Below are 23,631 nucleotides of genomic sequence, written 5' to 3' on the forward strand. Positions count from 1 at the left end.
CTGACCGCATGGATGACGCGCAGGTAGATCGCGAGAGCCACGAGGTTGAGGCTGAATGGTGTGCCGGTCTCCATGCCTTCCGGGACGGCTGCCAGCGTGGTCGCCCCACAGCACGGACAATGGCCGGCATAGCGTTCGACGCGGGTGACGACCGGCTTGATCGGCGGCAGATCGATCTTGTCGTAGCGCTGCGCGAGGCGCTGATCCGCGTCAGTCAGCCCGGCACGGCAGTGCTGGCAATGCGCCGCCTTCGCGATCACCGTCTGATCGGGGTTCTCGGCAAGCAAGCGACCGCCACCCTCACGGCCGAGACTGCCTTTGCGGGGCCCCTTGCGCGGACTTTTCTCGGGCCGGTTTGGCTTCTGCCCGCGCGATGGCGGCAGGCTCGAATTGTCCGGCCGCTTCGGCGGTTCGTTTAGCCGCGCCTCCAACTCCGCAATCCGGCGTTCCGCATCCGAAAGCCGGATTGCCAGTTCCGCGTTCCTGCGCTCGGATGATTGCAACGCGTCCCATAGCGCGCGGATCAGCGCGTCTTTCTCAGCGTGCGATAGGAGAGACAGGTCAGGAAGCTCGTTCACGCCTCCCGTCGAATCGTATCCGCCGTGGTCACGTCAATTCACAATCGATTCAACTTATCGACGGACCAGGATGAGCAGATACGTCATACTGATCGAGTCATGCAGCTTTCGCTCATGGCGCTTCTGCTGTCCACCAGTTGTCTCATTCCCGCCGCGGCATACGCGCAAACAGTGAGCGCCGGCGAGGTGAGCGCGTCCAGCGCGCTGTCGCTGCCCGGCGTCACGACCGCGCCGAGCCAGAAGAAGGTCTTCAAGTCTGGCAATACGACCCGCGTCCTGAACCGCAAGCTCCTCGAAGCCGCCGGCCCCGTCGCGGGAGCCGCGCAGATGCTGTCCTATGCCCCCGGCGTGCAGATCACCGGCTACGGCAACACCGGCGCGTCCAAATATACCGTGACGCTGAATGGCGTGCAGCAGGGCTGGGGCGGCTTCGGCGGCTTCACTGGCGACGGCGCCATCGGCGTGACGCTGGACGGTGTTCCGGTCGTCGATCCGGGCAGCGATCTCTGGCAATCGAACATGATTCCGCAGAGCGGAATGATCCAGAGCGTGACAACCACTTATGGCCCCGGCAACGCCGCCGACCGCTGGTACAACAACCTCGCCGGAACTATCGAGTTCACCCCGGTGCAGCCGACGGCCAAGCCCGGCGGCGACATCAACCTGACCTATGGCAGCTACGGCCAGAAGAACATCGAGTTCGACCTGCGCACCGGCAACTATCACGGCTGGTCCACGGTCATTGCCGGCGGCGCCGGCGACGGCAACAGCTTCCGCAAGTCGCCGGACGGCTTCCAGAGCCCGTCCAACGACTATTCGATCTACCTCAAGACCGTGAAGAACTTCAGCGCCGGCAATTTCGCCTTCGGCGGTTACTTCGCGCGCAGCGCCGGCTATCGCGTGCCGGTCATCCCGACCTCCCCGATCCCGGGCGTCACGATCAGCGGAAACGCGGGCGCGCCGCTCTACAGCCAGCAGACATCAGGCTTCTACAGCGCGCCTCCTTACAACTACTACGAAAAATTCGATACCGACGCGCTGTGGATGGTCTTCGCGCGCGAGAACATCGAACTTGATGATTCGACCACGCTGCACAACCTGACCTATTACGAGAACTTCACGCGCACGCATTCGCGCCTGTATGATTTCGGCAGCGTTGGCCCGCAGCGCTATGAATACAACAACCCGTACACGAACGTCATCGGCGACAAGCTGTGGCTGACCGAAAAACTGCCGTTCAATACCTTGAATTTCGGCGGCTACTACATCCATACGCTCTATAACAGCCGGAACAATTTCTATAACACGGTGTTGGGCGGCAACAAGGGCGTGGTCAATGCCGGCGGCAAGATCCGGTCGTCCTACTTCAACGTCGATAATTTCGCGATGTTCCTTCAGGATGACATTCATCCGGTCAGGGCGCTGCACATCATCCCCGGCATCCGCTTCGTCAGCTTCCAGACCAGCTATTCCGACTCGGCGCTGCAGGATTTCGCGTTCGCCCCGGGTGTCGGCCTTTCGACGCATTGCGTGCTGGATGGCAGCACCGCGACCAGCGGAACCACGCAGGCGACCGATCAGGGTTCATCCTGCGGATCGCATGTAAGCCGCAACGGCGTGGAGCCGTCCATCTCGGCGAACCTGCAGGTCATGCCGTGGATGGCGCTGTACGGTTCGTATGGCGAGGCGTTGCGCACCCCCAGCGTTGGCGGCGGCGGCGGCCTGTTCCAGAAGATCAACCCGACGACCGGCTATCAGCTCGAGCTCGGCCAGTACTACGACATCGGCGCGAAATTCCATGTCGAGAACGGGCGGTTCCTGCATCACTTCGTCGCCGGGGTCGACTATTTCCACCTGCGCTATGCCAAGCAGTCGCTCAGTACCCAGCTCGCCAACGGCAACGCCCTGTTCGCCTCCGGATCGTCGATCTACCAGGGCGTGAACATGTTCGCCGACGACAATCCGCTTTATAATCTCTACGTCTTCGGCAACGCCTCGTTCATCGATGCGAAATACCAGACCTACATCACCGGCGGCACCTCCTATGGTGGGCGGCATGTGCCGTACGTGCCCTCGGTCAACTTCAATATCGGCGCCTATTACGATATCCCGATCGGATCGATGCTGCTCGAACCGCGCATGTGGTATCAGTACACGGGCAGCCAGTACATGTTCAACAACAACACCGGCGCGCCGAGCAACCGGAAAATGCCTGGCTATGGCACGCTGAACATGTCCGCCAAGCTCACGGTCCCGGTGACCCTGCCTTACGTGGGCCACAAGAGCATGGATGTGTCGCTGACGGCATTGAACATAACGAACAATCAATACAATGCCTACGAATACATCGGCACGGGCGGCTACTTCAACTATTCCGGAACCGTCCCGGCCTCCGGCTTCACCTATGCCTATCCCGGCGCGCCGTTCACCATCTACGGCAGTGTCGGCTTCCACTTCTGAGGTTGCGGCGCGGGTCCATGTGCCCGCGCCGGTATCCCGCCGTTAGACAAGTCGAGGCAACGCGTTTGCCGCGGGTTTCCTTTCTCCCTGCCGCGTCGTCGGCGATCGGCCGCCTGATGGCCGATCGCCGCGACGCCAGACTTCGTATCGCTACTGCTCGATCGGATATCCATGAACACTCTTCGCGGCGCTGGTGATGGCATGAATCCCCTGCCTGAAGGTCGCCTGTCATTTCCCATCGCGCTCGTTGCGGCGCTGATCGTGGAAGTCGTTCTCGTCGTTCTGGTTGCCAGCATGCCGCCAAATCCCGTGCCGGCGGCGCGCCATCCGCAGGTGACGCGGATCAGGATGCTTGCCCCCCCGCCGAAGCCGAAGCCCGTCCCGCCGAAGCCGCTGCCCCCGCCGCCGAAGCCCGTGCAACCGCCCAAGCCGCACGTGCCGCCGCCACCGCCGATCCCGAAGCCGCCCCTGCCAGTTCCGGTCCCGAAGCCGTTGCCGAAGCCCGTGCCCAAGCCGCGTCCGAAGCCCGTGGTGCATCATCGGCCGGCGCCGCGGCCAAAGCCGGTGGCGCACCAGGTGCCGAGGCCCGTGGCGCCGACACCGCCGAAGCCGCAACCGGTTCCCGCCGCCGTCCAGGAGAACGCGCTCGAAGCCTATGCCGGCTCCGTGCATGCCGCCGTGCAGGGCGATCTCAAGGTGCCGGAGATGGTCAAGATGCTGCATCTGTCCGGCGTGACCGAACTCGCGCTCCGCATCGCCCCGAGCGGGCAGCTTCTCGGCGTCTCGGTGATCCGGTCTTCCGGCGCGCCGCCGATCGACCGGGCGGCGCTGGCCGCGGTCAGGGCAACCCGGTTTCCGCCCTTCGGCGCGACGATGCCGCATCACCCGATCACCGTGGACATCTCGATCCGTCTGCGCACCAACTGACGGTGCGCGCGAAGAGCCCCGATTTGATGACACTACGATGAAACTTGTCGCCGGCTCTGACATCTTCTTGAGGCGGGCAACCCTGGCGATTGTCCGCCGGCGTCCCGCCAACTAGACGCTCGGTGACGGAATTGAAGAAATTGAAGCGAAGGTCACGGAGATCGTCATGCGACGAGTGATTGCGGCTGGGTTTGGCGTGGCCATCATCATCATTGCGGCGGTGCTGCTCTGGCCGGCACCGGCGCGGGGACTCGTGCTCTACGCCGCGCTCGACTACGCGCCCGCCATCGGCAAGGCCTTCACGAAAAAGACCGGAATCCCCGTCCGCGTCATCCGCCTGTCGACCGGCGCGCTGCTGGCGCGGATCACCGCCGAGGGCCATCATCCGGACTGGGACATCGGCTGGTTCGACGGCGCGACCGCCGCCGTCTCGCTCGATACGGCCGGCCTGCTGGCCCACGGCCTGCGCCCACCCGTACCGCTGACCGCGACGGGCCGCTCGATGTTGCCGCCCGACGGCGCCTATATCCCCACCGGCTTCACCCTGGCCGGCGTTTTCGTGATGAACAAGGCATCCACCCTGAAGCCGCCGAAAACCTGGAACGATCTCACCGCGCCGCTCTATCACGGCGTCGTCGGCATGAACGACCCCGCGATTTCCGGGCCGACCTACCCTGCGCTCGCCGGCATGCTCAAGCAGGCGGGCGGCTGGCCGCAGGGCAAGGGCTTCGTCGCCGCGCTCAAGGCCAACGGGCTGCAGGTCTTCGCCAAGAACGATGCGACGCTGGCCGCCCTGCGCAGCGGCACGATCAAGCTCGCGATCGTCCAGTCCTCCGCCGCCGTCAACGTGGCGCGGAATATCGACCATCACCTCACCGTCATCTATCCGCGCCCCGCCTACGTGCTTCCGAACGTCATCGTCCTGCCGAAGGGATTGCACGGCCGCGCGCTGCGCGAGGCGAAGGCCTTCATCGCCTTCGTCGAAAGCCCCGCCGGCCAGGCCATCCGCAAGCGCGAGGGCGAGGGCGACAGCTATTACTGGCCGGTCACCGCGCTTCCCGCGCCCCGCCACGCCCTGCCGCCGCTGACGACGCTCGATCTCGCAACGCTCGATGCGGCGCGCTGGGGCGCGCGCGAGAAGACCGTGCTGGCCTGGTTCGCCCACGCGATCGACGGGGCCGGCTCTTGATCCCGCAGTGCGGAACCGGCTGCCGATGAGAGTTGGCGCCGCCGGCCTTCGGGCCGCGATCATGGCAGGGCTGATCGCGACCTTCTTCGTCTACCCGCTGCTCCGCCTGCTGGTCATGCCGTTCCTCTCCGGTCACGGCGCGGCGGGCGACTGGCCGGCCTTCGCCGTCTCCCTGCTGCTCTCGGTCGGCACGGCGATCGTCGCGGCACCGCTCGGCGCGCTCTTCGCCCTCTTCACCACGACGGCGGCGGGCCCGGTCGCCCGCGCCGCCACGCTGACGCTCTGGGGCCTGTTCCTGACGCCGAGCTACATGCTGACGACCGGCTGGATGATCATCTTCAGCGGCCATGCCCTGCGCGCCACGCTTGCCGGGCAGGCCTTCTTCGGCGTCGGCGGCCTGCTGATGCTCTATGTCGTCAAGGCCCTGCCGTTTTCCGCCCTGGTCGCGCGGGCGACCCTCGCCGCCGCCGATTCGGCTCCGGCCGAGGCCGCCGCCATCCACGGCGTTCCCTTCATCCCGCGCGTGCGGATCGGCCTGCGCCTGCTCGCGCCGGCCATGGCGGTCGGCTTCGCCATCGCGGTGATCGAGACGATGCAGGAATTCGGCATCCCGGCGACGCTGGGCGTCACCAGCCACGTGCCGATCCTGACCTACGCGATCTACCAGCACCTCGCCGAAACCCCCACCGATTTCGCCGGCGCCTCGATCCTGTGCTGGCGCCTGATCGCCGTCGCGGCGGTGTTCGGCGGCCTCGCCATGGCCTGCCGCCGGCAGGGCGCGGCGATCCAGCATGGGCGGATGCGCCCGCCCGCGCGCCAGCGCCCCGCCCGGCGGCGCGAACTGGCCTTCGCCGCGCTCACCTGCCTGTTCGCCCTGGTCGGCATCGTCATTCCGGTCGCGGCGTTGTTCGTGCGCGCGCTCCAGCCGCTGACCGCGTCGATGCCGCATCCCGGCGCGGTGCTGCGCTCGCTCGGCTTCGGCATGGTCGGCGCGACGATGTCGCTCGGCGTCGCCGTGCTGATCCTGCGCCTGCGCGCCGCCGGCGCCCGCCGGATGACGGCGGTGCTCGATGTCGCCCTGGTCGCCAACATGGCGGTGCCCGGCCTCGTGCTCGCCGCGAGCTACATCGTCGCCTTCAACAATGATCTCCTCCCGCTCTACGGCACCCGGCTCCTGCTGCTGATCGGCTATACCGCGGGCATGGCCCCGCTCGCCCTGCGCATGATGCAGGGCGCGCTGGACGATCTCGATCCCAATCTCGTGGCGGCGGCGCGGCTGCACGGCCTGCCGCGCCTGACGCGGCTGGTGGATATCGAGGGCATGCTGCTGATCCGTCCCTTCACCTACGCCTATCTGCTGGTCGCCGCCGCGATCATGTTCGAACTGCCGGTCTCCGAACTGCTCTATCCGCCGGGGGCCACGCCGCTCGGCGTCGCCATCGTCACCCTCGACCAGATGAGCGACTACGCCGCCTCGGCGCGGCTCGCCCTGTTCGGCCTCGGCGCGATGGCCGGGCTCGCCCTTCTGCTCGCCGCCGGTGTCGCCCTGCTCGCCGCGCCGCGGCGCCTGCGCCCGGCATGAGCGCCGCACTCGCCATCAACGGCGTCGCCGTGCAGCGCGGCGGCCGCCTGGTCGTCGAGGAGGCGTCTCTGGGCCTGGCCCACGGCGAATGCGTCGTGCTGGCCGGCGAGTCCGGATCGGGCAAGACCAGCCTGCTGCGGGTGATCGGCGGGCTCGATCGCCCGGCCCGCGGCACCATCCGCATCGGCGGCGCCGTGGTCGACGATGCCGCCGCCACCTTCATCCGCCCCGAATCGCGCGGCCTCGGCATGGTGTTCCAGGATTTCGCGCTGTGGCCGCATCTGTCGGTGCTGGAAAACGTGGCGGTGGTGATCCGCGACCGCGCTGGGCGGGATCGCAAGGCGCTGGCCCTTCTCGACCGGTTCGGCGTCGCGTCCTGCGCCGGCCGCCTGCCGGCCACCCTGTCCGGCGGGCAGCAGCAGCGCGTCGGCCTCGCTCGCGCCCTGGCCGCTGCACCTCGCCTGCTGATGCTCGACGAACCGTTCTCCAGCCTCGATGTCGAGACGAGGGAAACCCTGCGCACCGAACTGCGCGCGCTGATCGTCGAATCCGGGCTGAGCGCGCTCTGCATCTCGCACGACCCGGCCGATATCGCGCGCCTCGCCGACCGCGTCGCCGTCCTCGAGGACCGCCGCCTGACCGCCTGCACCACGCCGGACGCCATGTTCGCCCGGCCCGCAACCCCCTACGCGGCGCGCCTCGCCGGGCTGTGCGGGGGCGTCAGGGTGCCGGCGCGCGGGGAGGGGAGTGATGCCGCCATCGCCCTCGGCGGCGCCCAGCTCGCCATCCCCGGCGGCGCCGTCCGCCTCGCCGGTGCCGCGCAGGCGCTGCTGTTCTGGCCGCGCGGCGCGCTGTCCCTCGCCGCCGAGGGCGTGCCGGCCACCTGCATCGGCGCGCATTTCGAGGCCGGGCACTGGCAGGCGCTGCTGCGGCTCGACGGACTCGCCGCGCCGGTTCCGGTTCAGTGCGCGGCCCCGCCGCCGCGCGGCGCCGTCGCCCTGCGTGTCGCGGCCGACCGGCTGCACCTGTTTCCGTTCAGCGGATAGTCACGACCCGTCCTCCGCGCCGGCGGGGCGGATTGCGATGCGCGTGCCGTCGCGGATCCGCTCGCCCGGATACAGCACCACGCGCTGCCCCGGCGCGAGCCCCGCGCGGATCTCGGCCTCAAGCCCGCCGCGCGCGCCGACCGTCACCGCCCGCCGCCGCGCCACGCCACGGTCATCGACGTACACCGCCCAGCCATCCCCCATCCGCACCAGCGCGCCGAGCGGCACCCGCAGCACATCGCCCTGGAACGTGATCACGTGCACATCGACCCGATACCCGTCGCCGAGCGCCTGCCAGCGCGCGGGCGGATCGGTGAGGTCGAGCACGACATCGACGCGCTGCTCCTCGATCCCCAGCGCCGAGACCTTCATCCGCCCGACCGGATCGATCCGGCGGATCACCGCGTGCAGGTCCGGCCCACCCCAGCCGGTGACGATCGCCGCCTCGCCCTGGCGCATCCTCACCGCATCCTCCGAGAGCGGATCGATGACGATCTCGAGCTGGTGCGGATCGCCGATATCGAGCAGCGCCGCCCCCGCCGCGACGATGCCGGCGCTGCGCCGGATCACCCGCAGCACCACGCCGCTGACCGGCGCCGTCACCCGCACCACCTCGCCGGCCGGCGCCGCGCGGCGCGCGGCGTCGCGGGGCAGCAGCCGCGCGCGGGCGGCGGCGAGTTCCTGGTCGCGCAGTTCGAGCGCCGCCCGCGCCGCGGCGAGGCCGGCCTCCGCCGCGCGGAAGGCCCGCTCGGCATCGTCCGCCTCGCGCTGCGAAATCGCCCGCCGCGGCAGCAGCCGCCGGGCGCGGTCGCGCTCGGTGCGGGCGAAGACCAGCGTCGTCTCCGCCCGGTCCCGCTCGGCCGCCGCCTGCGCCTTCGCCGCCAGCGCCGCGCCCACCGCGGCCTCCCGCTCCGCCATCGTGCGGGTATCGAGCATCGAGGGCGGCGCCGGCACGATCCGCGCCAGCACCGTCCGTCCCGCGGTCACCGGGTCGCCCGGATCGGCGGTGATCCGGTCGAGATCCCCGGTCAGCGGCGCCTGCAGCGTGTAGACGTGGCGCACCCTGGTCTCGCCGTCATCGTCGATGGTCACGCGCAGCATGCCTCTGGCAACGGTGGCGACATCCACCGCCACCGGCCGCGGGCGGAAACTGTAGACGATCCCGGCGCCGACCGCCGCGGCCAGCACGCCCCAGATCACGATCCGCCGGACGAAGGGGCGCATGGGTTCCTACTCCCGCGTCTTCAGCACGGCGATCATGTCCAGCCGGTCGAGGTGCCGCCGCAGCCAGGCGGCGACAATCGCCGCCGTCGCGATCATGATCAGCGCCGCGGTGCCATAGGTCGACGGGTAGATCACCGGCGGCACCCGGAACAGCTCGGTCTCGAACGCCTTGCCGAAATACCAGGCGAGCAGCGTCCCCGCCCCGCAGCCGAGCGGAATGGCGATCCAGACCAGCAGCCCGATCTCGCCGAGCAGGATATAGGCCACCTCGGCGCGGCTGAAGCCGAGCACCCGCAGCGTCGCCAGTTCGCGCTCGCGCTCCGACAGCGCGATGCGGATCGCGTTGACGATCACCCCGACCGACAGCGCCGAGGCGAACCCGATGAAGAAACCAAGGAAGATGTCGATGGTCTCGCCCATCGTCCGGTGGAACGTGTCGATCGCCGCCCGGCGGAACTGGATCGCGGCAATCCCCGGCAGGGTCCGCAGCCGGGCGAGAAACGCCGCGCGCCGTGGTTCATCGAGCGTGACATGAACGCCCGAGAGCACGCTGCCATCGCCCATCCGCCGGTTGAGCGCGGCAAGGTTCATGTAGGCCGGCTTGCCGATATAGGTGTCGAACAGGCGGACGACCGGAACCGTCAGCACCGCGCGCCGCCCTTCGAGCAACTGCACGCGGACCGGATCGCCGATGCCGGCATGCAGCAGCCCCGCCAGCTGGCGCGACAGCACCAGCCCGTCCGCCGGCATGTCGATCGGCCCCCGCGCCACGTCGTGCACCGGGGCGAGGCGCGCGCCGGCCGGCACGCCGATCACCGGTTCGCGCTGTTCGGCCCGGCCGCGCGCGAGCCGCGCCGGCACGATGCGGAACGGCTCCGCCGCCAGCACGCCCGGCAGATGCCGGATATCGTCGAGAACGCCGCGCGGCCGCAGGTCGTTGAAGGTGATCGTCGCGTCCTGCCGCTGGCCGCGCTCGTAATGCGTCTCGACCAGCGCGTTCACCGCATCGACCCATTGCAGCGCGAGGATCAGCACGCCGACCGAGAGCGCGAGGCCGGCGCTCGCCAGGAAGGCGCGCAGCGGCCAGCGCAGCATGCGGCGGACGATCATCCGGCTCGGCCCGTCGAGGAACCGCCCCAGCGCCGCCGGGCCGAGGCGAGACCGCCGATAGACCGCCGGCGGCGCCGGCTGCATCGCGATCGCCGGCGGCAGCCGCGCGGCGCGGCCCACCGCCCCCATGCCGCCGGCGAGCGAGGTGGCCAGGCTCACCGCGGCGGCGATCGCGAAACTCCGTGGCCCCGGCTGGTAGAGCAGGAACGGAAAGCGGAAGAACTCGCGATAGAGCCTGGTGTTCCAGTTGCCGAGCGCGGCGCCGAGCACCGCGCCCAGCACGATGCCGCCGGCGGCGATGGCGAGCACCAGCTTCGCGTAATGCCAGAAGATCGCCCCGCCGCCATACCCGAACGCCTTGAGCAGGCCGATCTCCCGCCGCTCGGTCGCGACCAGCCGCGCCATCACCATGTTGGTGAGGAAGGCGGCGACGCCGAGAAAGATCGCCGGCATCAGCCGCGACATGTTCTTCTGCTGCGCGATCTCGTTGCTCAGGAACCAGTTCGAGACCTGTTCGGCGCGGTCATAGGCGCCGGTGCCGCCATAACGGGCGAGCAGCGCGTCGAGCCGGGCGATCACCGGCTGCGGGCGCTGGCCGGGAGAGAGCGCGAGCGAGACATCGTCGAACGCGCCCTTCAGGCCGAAGGCGGCGGCAAGCTCGTCGCGCCCCATCCAGATCACGCCGAACCGCCGGTCATCCGGCATCAGCCCGCCGGGCGGAATCGCATAGACGAATTCCGGGCTGAGCGCGGTGCCGACGATGCGCAGCGCCACGCGCCGGCCGCGCAGCACCGCGCCGATCGTATCGCCCGGCCGCAGGTGATGCGCCTCGGCGAAGGGCTCGCCGACCACCGCCTCGCGCAGCCGGCCAGGCGCCGGCAGCCGGCCCGCGCGCAGGACCAGCGCGTTGAGCCGCTGCGGGCCGGATTTCGGCAGCGAGACCAGAGTCGCCACCACCGGCTCGCGATACCCCGCGACATCCAGCAGACCGGACTCGACGATTCGCGTCTCCACCACCCGCACGCCCGGAATCGCGGCGATCCGCGCCTCCAGCGAGTCCGGCGCGCGCTTCAGCCGGGCGAACACATCGGCGAAGCGCGCGCGCTCGTAATAGGCGCTGGTCGTCGCCTCCAGCGATTCGGTCGTGGTCAGCGCCATCACCATCAGCGCGACGCCGGAGGCGATCACCAGCGCGATCGCCAGCGCCTGCAGGCGCAGCCGCCACAGATCGCGCAGCAGCTTGCGGTCGAGGCTCGACACCGAGCGCTACCACACCAGCCCGGCCGGGCTGTGCCGGACCGGGTTGACCCGCGTGCCGACGATCCGCCCGTCGGCAAAGCTCAGCACGCGGTCGGCGATGTCGGCGATCACCGCGTTATGGGTGATGAGCGCCGTGGTGGTGCCGAGTTCGCCGTTCACCTTCAGGATCGCCTCGAGCACGAGAATGCCGGTGCGGCTGTCGAGCGCGCCGGTCGGCTCGTCGCAGAACAGCAGGTCCGGCGACTTGGCGATGGCGCGGGCGATGGCCACCCGCTGCTGTTCGCCGCCGGAGAGCTGGGCGGGGAAATGATCGAGCCGGTCGCCGAGGCCGACCAGCTCCAGCGCCGCCTCCGGCGCCATCGGCGCCTCGGCGATCTCGGTCACCAGCGCGACATTCTCCCGCGCGGTGAGGCTGGCGATGAGGTTGTAGAACTGGAAGACGAAGCCGACATGCCGGCGCCGGTAGCGGGTCAGCCCCCGCTCGCCGCCCTGCGCGATCGGCTGGCCGCGGAACAGCACCTCGCCGGCCGAAGGCGTGTCGAGCCCGCCGAGAATGTTGAGCAGCGTGGATTTCCCGCTGCCCGAGGGGCCGAGCAGCACGACCAGCTCGCCCTCGCGGAGCGTGAGGTCGACATCGCGCAGCGCCGGCACCTCCACCGCGCCCATCCGGTAGATCTTGGCCAGGCCGCGCGCCACCAGCGCGACCGGCGCCGCCCGCTCCTCGTCCGGCAACGCCACCCCGCCGGCGACAGGTTCCATGCCGCGCCTCCGCACGCATCACCGGCCGGAACCCTAGCGGCCGCGCGCTCCCCCATCATTGACGTCGATCAAGCGGGGGAGGGGGGAGCGTCCCCGCTTCGCGCTACGCGCGGCGATGGCGGGTGGCGGGCCAGGAAATGATGTGGCCGTCCGGCACCAGATCCGCGAGCGAATCGATCACCGATATCGCGGTGTCCGGCACGCAGCAGAACTCGATCATCAGCGGCAGGTCGACATCGAAATGCAGCAGGTCGGCGGCATGGATGATCTTCTGCCCGTTCATCCCCGCGATGCCCCGGAATACCGACACGCCGTCGAGATCGAAATCGTCGCGCAGCCGCGTCAGGATGTCCTCCATCAGGTGGCGTCGCCGCCCGTGATCGGTTTCGCTCAGCGCGATGCGCACCAGCGTGACCTGTTCTTCCATGTCAGACATTCCTTGCGATGTAGACGCCGAGAACGGCGCCGATGAACCCGAGCACGACCGACAGCAGCACGTAAAGCGCCGACTTCACGATCTCCCCGTTCTCCACCAGCATGAGCGTTTCGAGCTCGAAGGTCGAGAATGTCGTGTAGCCGCCGAGAAAGCCGGTGAGCACGCCGGTGCGGATCGCCGGATCGATGGCGACGCGCTCGGCGGTGAGCACGAAGAGAAAGCCGATCAGGAACGAGCCGAGCACGTTGATGCTGAGCACGGCGACGGGAAAGCCGCGCCCGAACAGGTTCTGCATGAAGATGGTCTGGCCGTAGCGCGCCCAGCAGCCGAGCGAGCCGAAAAAGGCGATGGCCGCAAGTGTCTTGATCATGAAACGCCTTCTTGTTGTGGCGGAAATGTCGGGAATGTCGAGGGGATGGCGGCGGGGCAGGGCGGAAGCCTGCCGGCCATGGCCGGATCGGCAATGTCTGAAACGCGCGTGCCTGTCCCTCCGCGGTTGACGGATCGAAACAGGAGTCATCAGCCCCGCGGGCGGTTCACGGCGAACCCCATCGCCGGCGCGGCCGGACCGCGCGGGACGTGTTTGCGATGCCGGGTCCGGGCTGTCAATCCGCCCCGGAACCGCCTAGCCGAGGCCGACGAGCCAGGCGGTGCCGAGCGCGATCGTGAGAACCGTGATGGGCAGGCCGAACTTCAGATAGTCGCCGAAGCCGATCCGCACGCCGGCGGCGCGCGCCCGCTCGGCGACGATGAGATTCGCCACCGATCCCGGCAGCGTCAGGTTGCCCGCGAGGGTGGACGCCATGGCGACGATGAGCCACGCCTGCCGCGGGTCGGCGAGATGGGCGATGAAGGGGCGCAGCACCAGCACCGCCGGCACGTTGCTGACCAGGTTCGACAGGATCGCGGTGAGCGGCACCAGCACCGCCGGCCGGCCCGGATGCAGGGCTGCGACGCGCCCGATCACCGCCGCGCCGATCACCTCGCGCTGCAACGCGGCGACGACGACGAACAGCCCCGCGAACATCAGCAGCAGCGACCAGTCGACGCCGGCGAGCAGGCGCTGGCTCTTCACCCCCGGCGTCAGCATGATCAGCGCGGCGGCCACCAGCGCCGCCTCCGCCGGGCGCATGCCGCCGAGGCAGGCGATGACGAACAGCACCAGCAGCACGACCGACTTGCCGATGAGCCCGCCATGCGGCCGGCGCCGCGCGGCGGATGCCGCCGGCGGCGTCAGCGCCTCGAAGCCCGCGCGATGCAGCAGCCGGATGACGAGGAAGACGATCGGCAGCCCGAGCAGCGCGACCGGCACCAGCGCGCCGGCGAACGCGGCATAGCCGATGCCGGAGAGGCTGCCGATGATCATGTTCTGCGGGTTGCCGGTGATCGTCGCCACCGACCCGACATTCGAGGCGGTCGCCAGCGCGACGAGATAGGGCAGGGGCTGTTTCCGCCCCGCCCGGCACGCTTCGAGCACCAGCGGCGTGAGCACGACGCAGACCGTGTCGTTGACCAGCACCGCCGAGAGCAGCCCGGCCATCGCGACGGTGAGCGCCAGCAGCGCATCGGTGCCGGAGGCGCGCGAGAGCACCGCCCCGGTGATCCGCTCGAAGAACCCGGCCCGGCGCAGCGCCGCGGCGAGGATCATCATGCCGAGCAGCAGCGCGATCGTGTCGAAATCGATCGCGGCGACCGCCTGCCGGAGCGTCAGCGCCCCGCTCGCGACCATCAGCACCGCGCCGACGAAGGCGATCCCCGCGCGGTCGAGCCGGAAGAACGGCAGCCGACCCAGCGCCACCCCGGCGTAGGTCAGCGCGAAGATCGCCACCGTCGCGGCCGGCTGCCATGATCCGAAGAGGTCGCCGTGCATGGCGCGGACCTTGCGCTCAGCGGCCGCGGCGGAGAAGGTACGCCGCCTGCCGGCCGCGTCGCTGCCCCGGCCGTGCCCGCCCGTATCGAATCCTGCATCTCATGGCGGAAGGATAGGCGAGGCGGCCGGGTTTTGCACGCGGCCCCGTGGCCGGCCGGCGTCACTCGTAGCGCAGCGCCTCGATCGGATCGAGCCGCGCCGCCTTCCGCGCCGGGTAGAACCCGAACGCCACGCCCACCGCGACCGAGAACAGGAACCCGCCCGCCACCGCCAGCAGCGAAACCGGCGCCGGCCAGCCCGCGAACAGCGTGATCCCGCCGGACAGCGCGACCCCGAGCACGATCCCGCCAAGCCCGCCGGTGACGCTGAGGAACACCGATTCGGCCAGGAACTGCAGCAGCACATGCAGCCGCCGCGCCCCGATCGCCATCCGCAGCCCGATCTCGCGGGTCCGCTCCGTCACCGACACGAGCAGGATGTTCATGATCCCGATGCCGCCCACCAGCAGCGAGATCGACGCGACGATGGCCAGCAGCAGCGACATGATCCGGCTCGACCCCTGCGCCGCCGCGGCGATCTGGCTGAGATTGCGCACCGAGAAATCCTTGAGCCCGTTCGGCTGGATGCGGTGGCGCACCGACAGCGTGCCGCTGATCTGCTCCATCGCCTCCGCCACCGCGTCCGGCGAGACCGCCTGGGCGAACAGCTGGTTCACGTACCCGGTCAGCCGCAGTTGCAGGCCGTAGGGGTTGGGCCAGGCCGGATAGGCCCAGTTCAGCGGCGCATCCTGCCGGCTGGGCGTCGCGGTGCCGAGCACCCGCTGCTCGGCGGTGCTGAAGGGCAGCATCACGATATCGTCCTGGTCGGTGCCGAACGCCGTCTGCCCCTTGCCCGCCAGCACGCCGATCACCCGGATCGGCGTGCCCTTCACCAGGATCGTCGCCCCCACCGGGTCCTCGCCGGGCGCGAAGAGCTGCTGGCGCACGGTCTGGCCGATCAGCCCGACCAGCGCGCCGTTCCTCTCGTCCTGCGCGCCGATCGGCCGCCCCTCGGCGACGCGCCAGTTGGTCATCGCCGGATAGTCGATGCTGACGCCGGCGATCGCCGTGGTCCAGTTCTGGCTGGCATAGCGCACCTGTCCGGCGGCGCGGATGAGATAGCCGATCCGGCTCACCGCCGGGTCTTCCCGCAGGATCGCCCGCGCGTCGTCCACCGTGATGGTCGAGGCGCTGCCGAACCCCGCCCGCGCGCCGCCGGCCGTCGTCGCCCCGGGCAGCACCACGAGCAGGTTGGTCCCGAGGCTCTCGATCTGCTTGCGGATCGCCTGGTTCGCGCCCTGGCCCACCGCGACCATGGTGATCAGCGCGGCGACGCCGATGAACACGCCGAGCATGGTCAGCGCCGAGCGCAGCCGGTTGCGGGCCAGCGCCTGCACCGCGGCGCCGACGATCATGGCGCCGAACGCCCAGGCGATGCCGGCGCGCCGCCGCGTCGGCGCGGCATCCGGCGTTTCATTGGGCGCGGCGTCTGGCGCGGCCTCTGCCACCGCCGGCGCCGCTTCACCCCGCGCCTTTTCCCGCCGCTCGTCGCCGACGATCCGCCCATCGCGCATCGTCAGCACCCGATCGGCATAGGCGGCGATGTCCGGCTCGTGGGTGACGACGAGGATCGTCGTGCCCCGCTCGCGGTTGAGCGCCGCCAGCGTTTCCATGATCTCGTGCGACGTCCTCGTGTCGAGATTGCCGGTGGGTTCGTCGGCCAGCAGCAGGCGCGGCGCGTTGATCAGCGCGCGGGCGATGGCGACGCGCTGCTGCTGCCCGCCCGAAAGCTGCGAGGGCGTGTTGCCCTCCCTTCCGGCCAGCCCCATCTGCCCGAGCGCCCGCAGCGCGCGGGCGGTGCGCGAGCCGCCCTTCACCGGCCCGTCCGAGGCGTAGAACAGCGGCAGCGCCACGTTGTCGAGCGCGCTGGTCCGCGCCAGCAGGTTGAAGCTCTGGAACACGAAGCCGATGCGCGCGCTGCGCACCCGCGCCAGCTCCGGCTCCTCCAGCCGGGCGACGTCGACGGATTCGAACCGGTATTCGCCCCGGCTCGGCCGGTCGAGGCAGCCGAGAATCGCCATCAGCGTCGACTTGCCCGACCCCGACGAACCCATGATGGCGACGAACTCGCCCGGCCCGATCACGAGATCGACCTCGCGCAGCGCCTGCACCTCGACATCGCCGCTCCGGTAGGTCCGCGAAACGCCGCGCAGCTCGATGACCGCCCCTGGCACCGCCCCCGGCATCGCCCGCGCCCCGTCAGAACCGCGGCACGAAGGGCGTCGCCGCCCGCGCCCGCCGCTCGCCGGTGATCACCTCGTCGCCGTCGCGCAGTCCGCCGCTCACGATTTCCGTGTTGGTGTCGTCATCGAGCCCGGTGACCACCGGAACGGCGGCCGGCTTGCCCTGCCGCAGCACCCACACGCGCGCCCCGCCGCCCGCCGGCGCCGCCTTCGCCAGGCGCGGCGCGAAGCGCAGCGCCTGGTCCGGCACGCGCAGCACGCCGGCCCGCGCCGCGGTGATGATCCGCACCGACGCGGTCATGCCCGGCTTCAGCTTCAGGTCGCGGTTGTCCACCTCGATGACGACGTCGTAGGTCACCACGTTCTGCACCGTCTGCGGCGACTGGCGCACCTGCGTCACCGTGCCGTCGAACGTCTCGCCCGGAAAGGCGAGAACGGTGAACCGCGCCGCCTCGCCCTTGCGGATATCCGCGATATCCCCCTCGCTGACATTGGTATCCACCTGCATCCGCGTCAGGTCGGTGGCGATCAGGAACAGCGTCGGCGTCTGGAACGAGGCGGCGACGGTCTGCCCGATCGTGACATTGCGCGAGACGACGATCCCGTTCACCGGCGAGACGATGTCGGTATAGCCGAGATTGGCCTGGGCGGCGGCGAGCTTCGCCTCGTCCTGCCGGATCACCGCGCGGTCGAGCGCGGTCTGCGCCTCCAGTTGCCGATACGTCGCCTTCGCGCTGTCGGCGGCGTTCTCCGAGGCGTAGCGCTGCGGCACCAGCGAGGCGAGGCGGCGGTAATTGCCGCGCGCATAGTCGAGGCTCGCCTCGTCCTTGCGCAGCTGCGCCTGGTCCACGGCCACCGCCGCCCGGTCCTGGTCCACCACCGCCTGATAGGGCCGCGGGTCGATCCGGGCGCAGATCTGCCCGAGCTTCACGATCGTGTTGTAGTCGCAGCTGATGTCCTGGATGATGCCGGACACCGCCGAGCCGACGATCACCGTCAGGATCGGGTTGACCGTCCCCGTCGCCGTCACCGCCCGCGTAATGTCGCCGCGCCCCACCTTCGCCGTCACGTAGTGAACCGGCGGCGGCGCCCCCACCGTCCGCCAGCCGATCGCGATCGCCGCTGCCACCCCCACCGCCAGCGCCGCCAGCACGGCGACCCGGCGGCGCCGGCGGCGCGGCGCGGCTGCCGGTTCCGGCGGCGCGGAAGGCGGTGGGCGCTGCGTGTTCGCTGGCGGGTTCGGTGAGGCCGTCATGGTGCTTCCTTCGGGCGCGTGCCCGTCCGGATCGGCTCGAACCTAGGACCGCGCGGGGCCGGCGGCGATGACGCAGATCAACGGTCCGGGACCCCGGCATCCCCGCATGGGTTCGCCTATGGCTCCGGCCCCCGCAGCACGAGCCGCAGCAGCGCCGGCAGGCCGAACAGCACCAGCGGAAACGCCACCACGAACCCCGAGATCACCGCGATGGCGAGCGGCTGCTGCATCCCGCTGCCCTGGCCGATGCCGAGTGCCAGCGGCAGCAGCGTCAGGATCGCCGCCAGCGTGGTCATCGCGATCGGCCGCAGCCGGTTCCGGCTCGCCACCACCAGCGCCTCCCGCCGGTCCTGGTACCCGGCGAGGCTCCGGAATTCCGAGATGTAGAAAATCGCCATCTCGGTCGCGAGCCCGACGATCATCGTCATCCCCATCAGCGCGGTGATGTTGAGCGCCACACCCGAGAGATCGAGCCCGATGAACACCGCGAGGCTCGACAGCAGCGCGGTGGCGACGATCGCCCCGGCGATGACGAAGCTGCGGTAGAGGAACAGCAGCAGCACGAATTCCGCCAGCACGGCGGCGACGAACACGCGGGCAAGCCCGATGAACGCCTTCTGCTGCTGCCGGTAGAGCCCGCCGAGCCGGTAGCTCATGCCCGGCGGCAGCAGGCCCGGCCGCGCCAGCACGCGGCGCACCGAGGCAATCGCGGCGGAAATGCCGCCGCCGCTGATCCGCCCCGTCACCGCGACGATCTGGCGCAGATTGTCGCGGTCGATCTCCGGCCGGCCCGACACCGTCCTCAGCGTCGCGATCGCCCCGAGCGGCACCAGCGCGCCCGAGGGCGCGGCCAGCGGCAGCCGCAGCAAATCGCCGGTCTGCGCGAAGGCGTCGCGCGGCAGTTCCAGCCGCACGCCGGTAAAGCGCTCCTGGCCCGGCAGCGCGGTGACCACGCTACCGCTCAGCGCCGTCGCCACCAGCCGCTCGACCGCGGCGGGATCGAAGCCGAACATCGCCGCCTTCGCGGGATCGACATGGATGTCGATCGAATCCCCGGCGATCACCACGCCGTCCTGCACGCCCACCACGCCCGGTATCCGCCCGATCGCCGCCGCCACCCTCTTCGCGGTTTCATCCAGCCGCGCCGGGTCGCCATGCAGCTCGATCTCGATCGGCTCCGGCTGGCTGACGAGATCGCCCAGCAGGTCGGACATCAGCTGCGACTCGTCGAAATCGATGCCCGGCACGCGGTCGATGATCCGCCGGCGGATCCGGTCCATCACCGTCCAAATCGGCGCCCGCTGCCCGAGCGGGCGGAGCTGGACGAAAATGTCGCCCTGATACGGCTCGTTGAGGTCGCCGCCGAGCCCGGCGCCGAGCCGGGTCGACCATGTCGCCACCGCCGGATCGGCGCGGAGAATCTCCCCCACCTGGCGGATCTCGCGCGCCCCCTCGGCCAGCGAGGTGCCGGGCCGCGCCTGGTAGTTGATAACGAACCCGCCCTCGTCCATCCGCGGCATGAAGCCGGTCGGCACCACCGCATAGGCATAGGCGCCGGCCAGCACGAACGGAATCAGCGCCACGAGCAGCCAGGCCGGCCGCGCCACCACGAGGTCGAGCAGCCGCCCGTGCGCCCGCGCCAGCACCGACTCCCGCGCTCCGCCGCCGGCGACCGGATCGTGCCATTTGTCGAAATCGATCAGCCAGCGCGCCAGCACCGGCACCGCGAAGGCCGAGAACAGCCAGGAGGCGACCAGCGTGGAGGCCATGGTGATCGACAGCGCCTTGAAGAAGGCGCCGGTCACGCCGGAGAGGAAGGCGAGGGGGACGAACACGATCAGCGTCGCCAGCGACGATCCGGCGAGCGGCGCGAGAAACTCCTCCGCCGCCGCCAGCACCGCGCCGCGCGCCGCGATCCCGCCCGCGCGCCCGGCCCGCCGCGCGACATGCTCGATCATCACGATCGCATCGTCGATCACCAGCCCCACCGCGGCGGCGAGCCCGCCCAGCGTCATGATGTTGAAGCTCATCCCCAGCAGCGTGAGGATCAGCACCGCGGTCGCCATCGAGGCCGGCAGCACCAGCAGCGCGATCAGCGTGACGCGCCAGCTCCGCAGGAAGCCGATCAGCACCAGCCCCGCCAGCACCACGCCGATCGCGATCGCATCGCGCACCGAGCCGGCGGCGGCGGTCACCAGCGTGCTCTGGTCGTACCATTTCACCAGCCGCACGCCCGCCGGCAGCCGCGTCTCATAGGCCGCCAGCGCCCGGCGCACCGCCGCGTCCACCTGCACCGCGTTGCCGCTGGGCTGCTGGAACACCTGCAACGTCACCGCGCGGTGATCGTTCTCGCTCACCCGGTCGTAGCGCGGCACCCGGCCCATCTCGACCCGCGCCACCTGGCCGAGCCGCACCACCCCGTCCGGCCCGCCGCCGACCACGATCCGCGGCACCTGCGCCATGGTCCGCAGCGTGTTCTGCTGCACCACCAGATAGAGGCTGTCGTGATCGGCGAGCCGGCCGACCGAGGCGAGCACGTTCGACCGCGACACCGCCCGCTCGACACCCGCCAGCGTCACATGCATCGCGGCGAGCTTCGCCGGATCGACGATCACATGCACCTCCGGCGTGTCGCCGCCCTGCACGCCGATCTTGGCGACACCCGGAATCCGTTCCAGCACCGGCACGATGTGATACCGCGCGATCGTTCGCAGCTCCGCCTCGGAAATGCTGTGCGAGATCAGCGCATAGGCGATGATGGGAAACACCGTCGGGTCCATCCGCCGCACCACGTAGCGCGTGCCCTTCGGCAGGTCGGGCAACTGCTGGGCCAGCGCGGCGTCGACCTCCAGCGTCGCCGCCCGCATGTTGGTGCCCCAGTCGAAATCGATGAACGCCTGCATCGACCCGCGCGAGGTGGTCGAGCGCACCCCCCGCACGCCCGGAATCGCCCGCAGCGCCTGCTCGACCGGCTGGGTCACCTGCAACATCATCTCATGCGCCGGCCGCGCCCCCGAATCGATGTTGATCCGCACCCGCGGGAACGAGGTGCGCGGAAACAGCCCCACCGGCAGCGACAGCGCGCCGACCGCCCCGGCCAGGGCGAGGCTCGCCATCAGGAACAGGATCGCCTTCTGCTGGCGGCCGAGAAACGCGGCGAATCCCCCCATCATCCGCCCTGTCCCGGCCGCGCGATCCGCACGGCGATGCCCGGCCGCAGCTGGTAATTGCCCGAGACCACGACCGGCAGCGCCGGATCGATCCGCCCGGCGACGATGCTCCGCCCCCGCGCGCTCGCCAGCACCCGCACCACGACGCGCACCGCATGCCCGTCCCTGACCTGCCAGATCACGTCGCGCCCCGCCGCCGGCAGCGCGGCGTCACGCGGCACGATCACGCCGCGCACGGTGCCGGTGTCGATGCGCGCGCGGACCATGCCGCCGACCAGCGCCGGCGCGCCGCCAAGCCCGACCGTCGCATCCACCAGCCCGGTGCGCGGATCGACCTCGCCGGCGACCATGTCGATCCGCCCGCGCAGCGCCGCACCGCCCAACACCCGCACAAGCGCCGCCTGGCCGGCGGCAAGCCGCCGGGCGTCGCCCGGATCGACGCCGACCACCGCGACCAGCCCCGCCCGCCGCACCACCGTGGCGATCGCCGTCCCCGCCGGCAACGCGGCGCCGGGCGCGGCCGAAATCGCGGTGACGATGCCGGCGAACGGCGCCTCGACCGCCGCCATGGCCCGGTCCGCCCCCTCGCGCTTCAGCGCGTCGAGCGCCGCAAGCGCCGCCCGCGTCGCCTGTTCCGCCTGCGCGAGCTGGGTCCGCGTGGCGAGGTGCCGGGCCAGCAGCGCGCGCGTATGGGCGAGCACCCGCAGCGTCTCATCCCGCGTGGCGACGGCCTGCGCATAGGCGGCGCGGGTCGCCGGCGCGGCCTCGATCCGGGCGATCACCTGCCCCTTGCGGACGGCCATGCCCGGCCGCGCCTCCACCGCCGTCACCGTCGCGGCATAGGCGGTGGCGAGCGTCCGCGCCGCGCCCGCCCCCGGCGCGATCCTTCCATAGGCCGTCACGCTCCGCTCCAGCGCCCCCTGCGTCACCGGCGCGGTGGTGACCAGCACGCTCGGCCCCCCGGCCAGCGCGGCGGGGGGCGCGCCCCCCGAAGAGACCACGAGCACCAAGCCAAGACGCCGCGCGCCGGAGCCAAAAAATCGTCTCATCGCATCAGTCCTTGCCGGAAGCGGAGAGTGAGCGGATCACCGGCAGCCCGGCGCCGAGCAGCGTGCGCAGCGACACCCGCCCGGCCGCGATGCGGGCCCGAAGGTCGATCGCCTCGGCCCGCCGGTTCGCCGCCGCGTCGATCAGGTCGGCCTCGGCGCGGGCATCGATCAGCCCGGCCGCGTAGGCCCGCCGCGCCGCCGCCGCATCGCGCCGGGCGATCGCCGCGCCCCGCACCGCCCGGCGATATTCCGCGTCAAGCAGCGTCAGCGCCTGTTGCGCCGCCTCCGCCTGTTCCGCCGCCTGGTCGAGTGCCGCGCGGAAGGCGGCGGCAAGCTGCCGGCGCGAGGCCCGCGCCACCGCGATGGCGCCGCGATGCCCATCGAACAGCGGCAGGTCGAGCGTGATCGTCGGCCCCAGGCTGGCCACCCGCGTCGTGTCGGTCCCGCCATTCACCGCGAGCGAGACCAGCGGAAACTGCGCGCGGATCGCGGCGCGCAGATCCGCATCCGCCGCCCGGTAGCCATAGCGCAGGGCGATCAGGTCGGGCCGCCGCCGGGCGAGGCTGCCGACCAGCGCCGCCACCCGCCGCGCCGGCAGCGGTGCCAGATCCGGTTCAGAAACCGGCAGCGCGGCACCGGGCGCGAGGCCGAGCAAGGCGGCGAGGGCGGCGTGGTCGGCCTGCTCCCGCCGCGCGATCGCATCCCGCGCCGTTTCGATCCCGGCGAGGCTCGCCGCCGCCGCCGCTCCCGCGCCAAGCGCAAGATCCCCCTGCTTGATCGCCGCGCGCGACGCCCGGTCGAGCCCGGCCAGCGCGTCCCGCGCCCGCTCCAGCGCGGCCAGCCGCCGCTGCTCGCCCCAGAGGCCGATCGCCAGCGTCTCCGCCTTCGCCGCCACCTGCCATTCCTGCCATTCGAACCGCGCCGCCGCCGCGGCGGTCCGCGCCCGGGCGGCGGACAGGCGCGGGCCGCGCGTCGCCAGCGCGGCGATATCCTGCGCGATGCCGCCCGAGATCGACGGCGCGATCCCCGGCCCGCCGAGCAGGGCGGCGAACCCGCCGCTCACCTGCGGATCGGGCAGCAGTCCGGCGGCGAACTGCCGGGCGGAAGCCAGCCGCACCCCCTCCCGACCGGCGGCCAGCGCCGGATCGTTCAGCACGGCCAGCGCCGCATAGGCGCCGGGCGTCAGCGCCCCCCGCGCCGCGATCGTCCCGCCGCCCGGCAGCGCGCGGTCGAGCGCCGCGAGCGACGCGGCGGGGGAGGGGCGCAGCGCCAGCGGTGCGGGATGAAAACGGGCGCAGGCGGACAGGCCGAGCAGCGCGCCAAGACCGGCAAGGCGACGGAGACGTACGAGGGGAGAACGGATCACGCCGGGCTGGATGCCGCAGCGCGGCTGCCCCGCGGCTTACATCCAGTTTGTGATTCGGTAATGTTTCCC

General features: G+C 70.9%; 17 protein-coding genes and 1 riboswitch. Of the genes, 5 read left to right on the plus strand and 12 right to left on the minus strand.

Annotated features, from left to right (window positions below; translation table 11 throughout):
- Positions 1-578: DUF6444 domain-containing protein (locus tag RT91_RS05360; RefSeq protein WP_240314204.1), on the minus strand; the 578-nt coding region annotated here is incomplete at its 3' end.
- A 186-nt stretch (positions 579-764) separates the two neighbouring features.
- Here RT91_RS05360 and RT91_RS05365 point away from each other — a divergent pair.
- From RT91_RS05365 to RT91_RS05385, 5 genes are all read left to right on the plus strand, one after another.
- On the plus strand, positions 765-3,038 hold the full coding sequence (locus tag RT91_RS05365; RefSeq protein ID WP_240314205.1) for a TonB-dependent receptor: 2,274 nt from the start codon (positions 765-767) through the stop codon (positions 3,036-3,038).
- A 171-nt stretch (positions 3,039-3,209) separates the two neighbouring features.
- A complete protein-coding gene (locus tag RT91_RS05370) occupies positions 3,210-3,965 on the plus strand; it encodes an energy transducer TonB (RefSeq protein WP_007422697.1) in 756 nt (251 codons plus the stop codon).
- Positions 3,966-4,131: 166 nt separating this feature from the next.
- Positions 4,132-5,154, plus strand: coding sequence for an ABC transporter substrate-binding protein (locus RT91_RS05375; RefSeq protein ID WP_035186078.1), 1,023 nt, complete (start codon positions 4,132-4,134; stop codon positions 5,152-5,154).
- Between the two features lie 25 nt (positions 5,155-5,179).
- Positions 5,180-6,736, plus strand: coding sequence for an iron ABC transporter permease (locus RT91_RS05380; RefSeq protein WP_007422699.1), 1,557 nt, complete (start codon positions 5,180-5,182; stop codon positions 6,734-6,736).
- The gene (locus tag RT91_RS05385) at positions 6,733-7,782 is read left to right on the plus strand and encodes an ABC transporter ATP-binding protein (RefSeq protein WP_035186081.1); all 1,050 of its coding nucleotides are present in this window, start codon (positions 6,733-6,735) and stop codon (positions 7,780-7,782) included. The genes RT91_RS05380 and RT91_RS05385 overlap by 4 nt, the downstream gene beginning before the upstream one ends.
- Here RT91_RS05385 and RT91_RS05390 read toward each other — a convergent pair whose 3' ends face one another.
- The 11 genes from RT91_RS05390 to RT91_RS05440 form a co-directional block, all read right to left on the minus strand.
- Entirely contained in the window at positions 7,783-9,006 is a 1,224-nt protein-coding gene (locus RT91_RS05390) for an efflux RND transporter periplasmic adaptor subunit (protein ID WP_013639314.1), read from the minus strand.
- A gap of 6 nt (positions 9,007-9,012) precedes the next feature.
- A complete protein-coding gene (locus tag RT91_RS05395; protein WP_035186083.1) occupies positions 9,013-11,376 on the minus strand; it encodes an ABC transporter permease in 2,364 nt (787 codons plus the stop codon).
- A gap of 6 nt (positions 11,377-11,382) precedes the next feature.
- Positions 11,383-12,135 carry an ABC transporter ATP-binding protein gene (locus tag RT91_RS05400; RefSeq protein ID WP_011941430.1) on the minus strand — a complete coding sequence of 251 codons (753 nt, stop codon included), beginning with the start codon at positions 12,133-12,135 and terminating at the stop codon, positions 11,383-11,385.
- Positions 12,136-12,238: 103 nt separating this feature from the next.
- Complete coding sequence (locus RT91_RS05405) at positions 12,239-12,562, minus strand: DUF190 domain-containing protein (protein ID WP_035186086.1); 324 nt, start codon at positions 12,560-12,562, stop codon at positions 12,239-12,241.
- A 1-nt stretch (position 12,563) separates the two neighbouring features.
- Entirely contained in the window at positions 12,564-12,941 is a 378-nt protein-coding gene (gene crcB, locus RT91_RS05410) for a fluoride efflux transporter CrcB (protein WP_007424139.1), read from the minus strand.
- A gap of 133 nt (positions 12,942-13,074) precedes the next feature.
- Positions 13,075-13,136, minus strand: a riboswitch (Fluoride riboswitch).
- Between the two features lie 60 nt (positions 13,137-13,196).
- Positions 13,197-14,441, minus strand: a complete 1,245-nt coding sequence (locus RT91_RS05415; RefSeq protein WP_035186088.1) for an anion transporter — start codon at positions 14,439-14,441, stop codon at positions 13,197-13,199.
- A 160-nt stretch (positions 14,442-14,601) separates the two neighbouring features.
- Complete coding sequence (locus tag RT91_RS05420; protein ID WP_035186089.1) at positions 14,602-16,725, minus strand: ABC transporter permease; 2,124 nt, start codon at positions 16,723-16,725, stop codon at positions 14,602-14,604.
- A 13-nt stretch (positions 16,726-16,738) separates the two neighbouring features.
- Positions 16,739-17,977, minus strand: coding sequence for an efflux RND transporter periplasmic adaptor subunit (locus tag RT91_RS05425; protein WP_035186091.1), 1,239 nt, complete (start codon positions 17,975-17,977; stop codon positions 16,739-16,741).
- Between the two features lie 116 nt (positions 17,978-18,093).
- Entirely contained in the window at positions 18,094-21,147 is a 3,054-nt protein-coding gene (locus RT91_RS05430; protein ID WP_240314206.1) for an efflux RND transporter permease subunit, read from the minus strand.
- Positions 21,147-22,196 (minus strand): efflux RND transporter periplasmic adaptor subunit, encoded by a 1,050-nt coding sequence (locus tag RT91_RS05435; RefSeq protein WP_035186096.1) that lies wholly within the window; start codon positions 22,194-22,196, stop codon positions 21,147-21,149. The genes RT91_RS05430 and RT91_RS05435 overlap by 1 nt, the downstream gene beginning before the upstream one ends.
- A gap of 4 nt (positions 22,197-22,200) precedes the next feature.
- Positions 22,201-23,562 (minus strand): TolC family protein, encoded by a 1,362-nt coding sequence (locus tag RT91_RS05440; protein WP_035186098.1) that lies wholly within the window; start codon positions 23,560-23,562, stop codon positions 22,201-22,203.
- Positions 23,563-23,631 lie beyond the last annotated feature (69 nt).

It is taken from the genome of Acidiphilium sp. JA12-A1 (assembly GCF_000724705.2).
Taxonomy (GTDB): domain Bacteria; phylum Pseudomonadota; class Alphaproteobacteria; order Acetobacterales; family Acetobacteraceae; genus Acidiphilium; species Acidiphilium multivorum.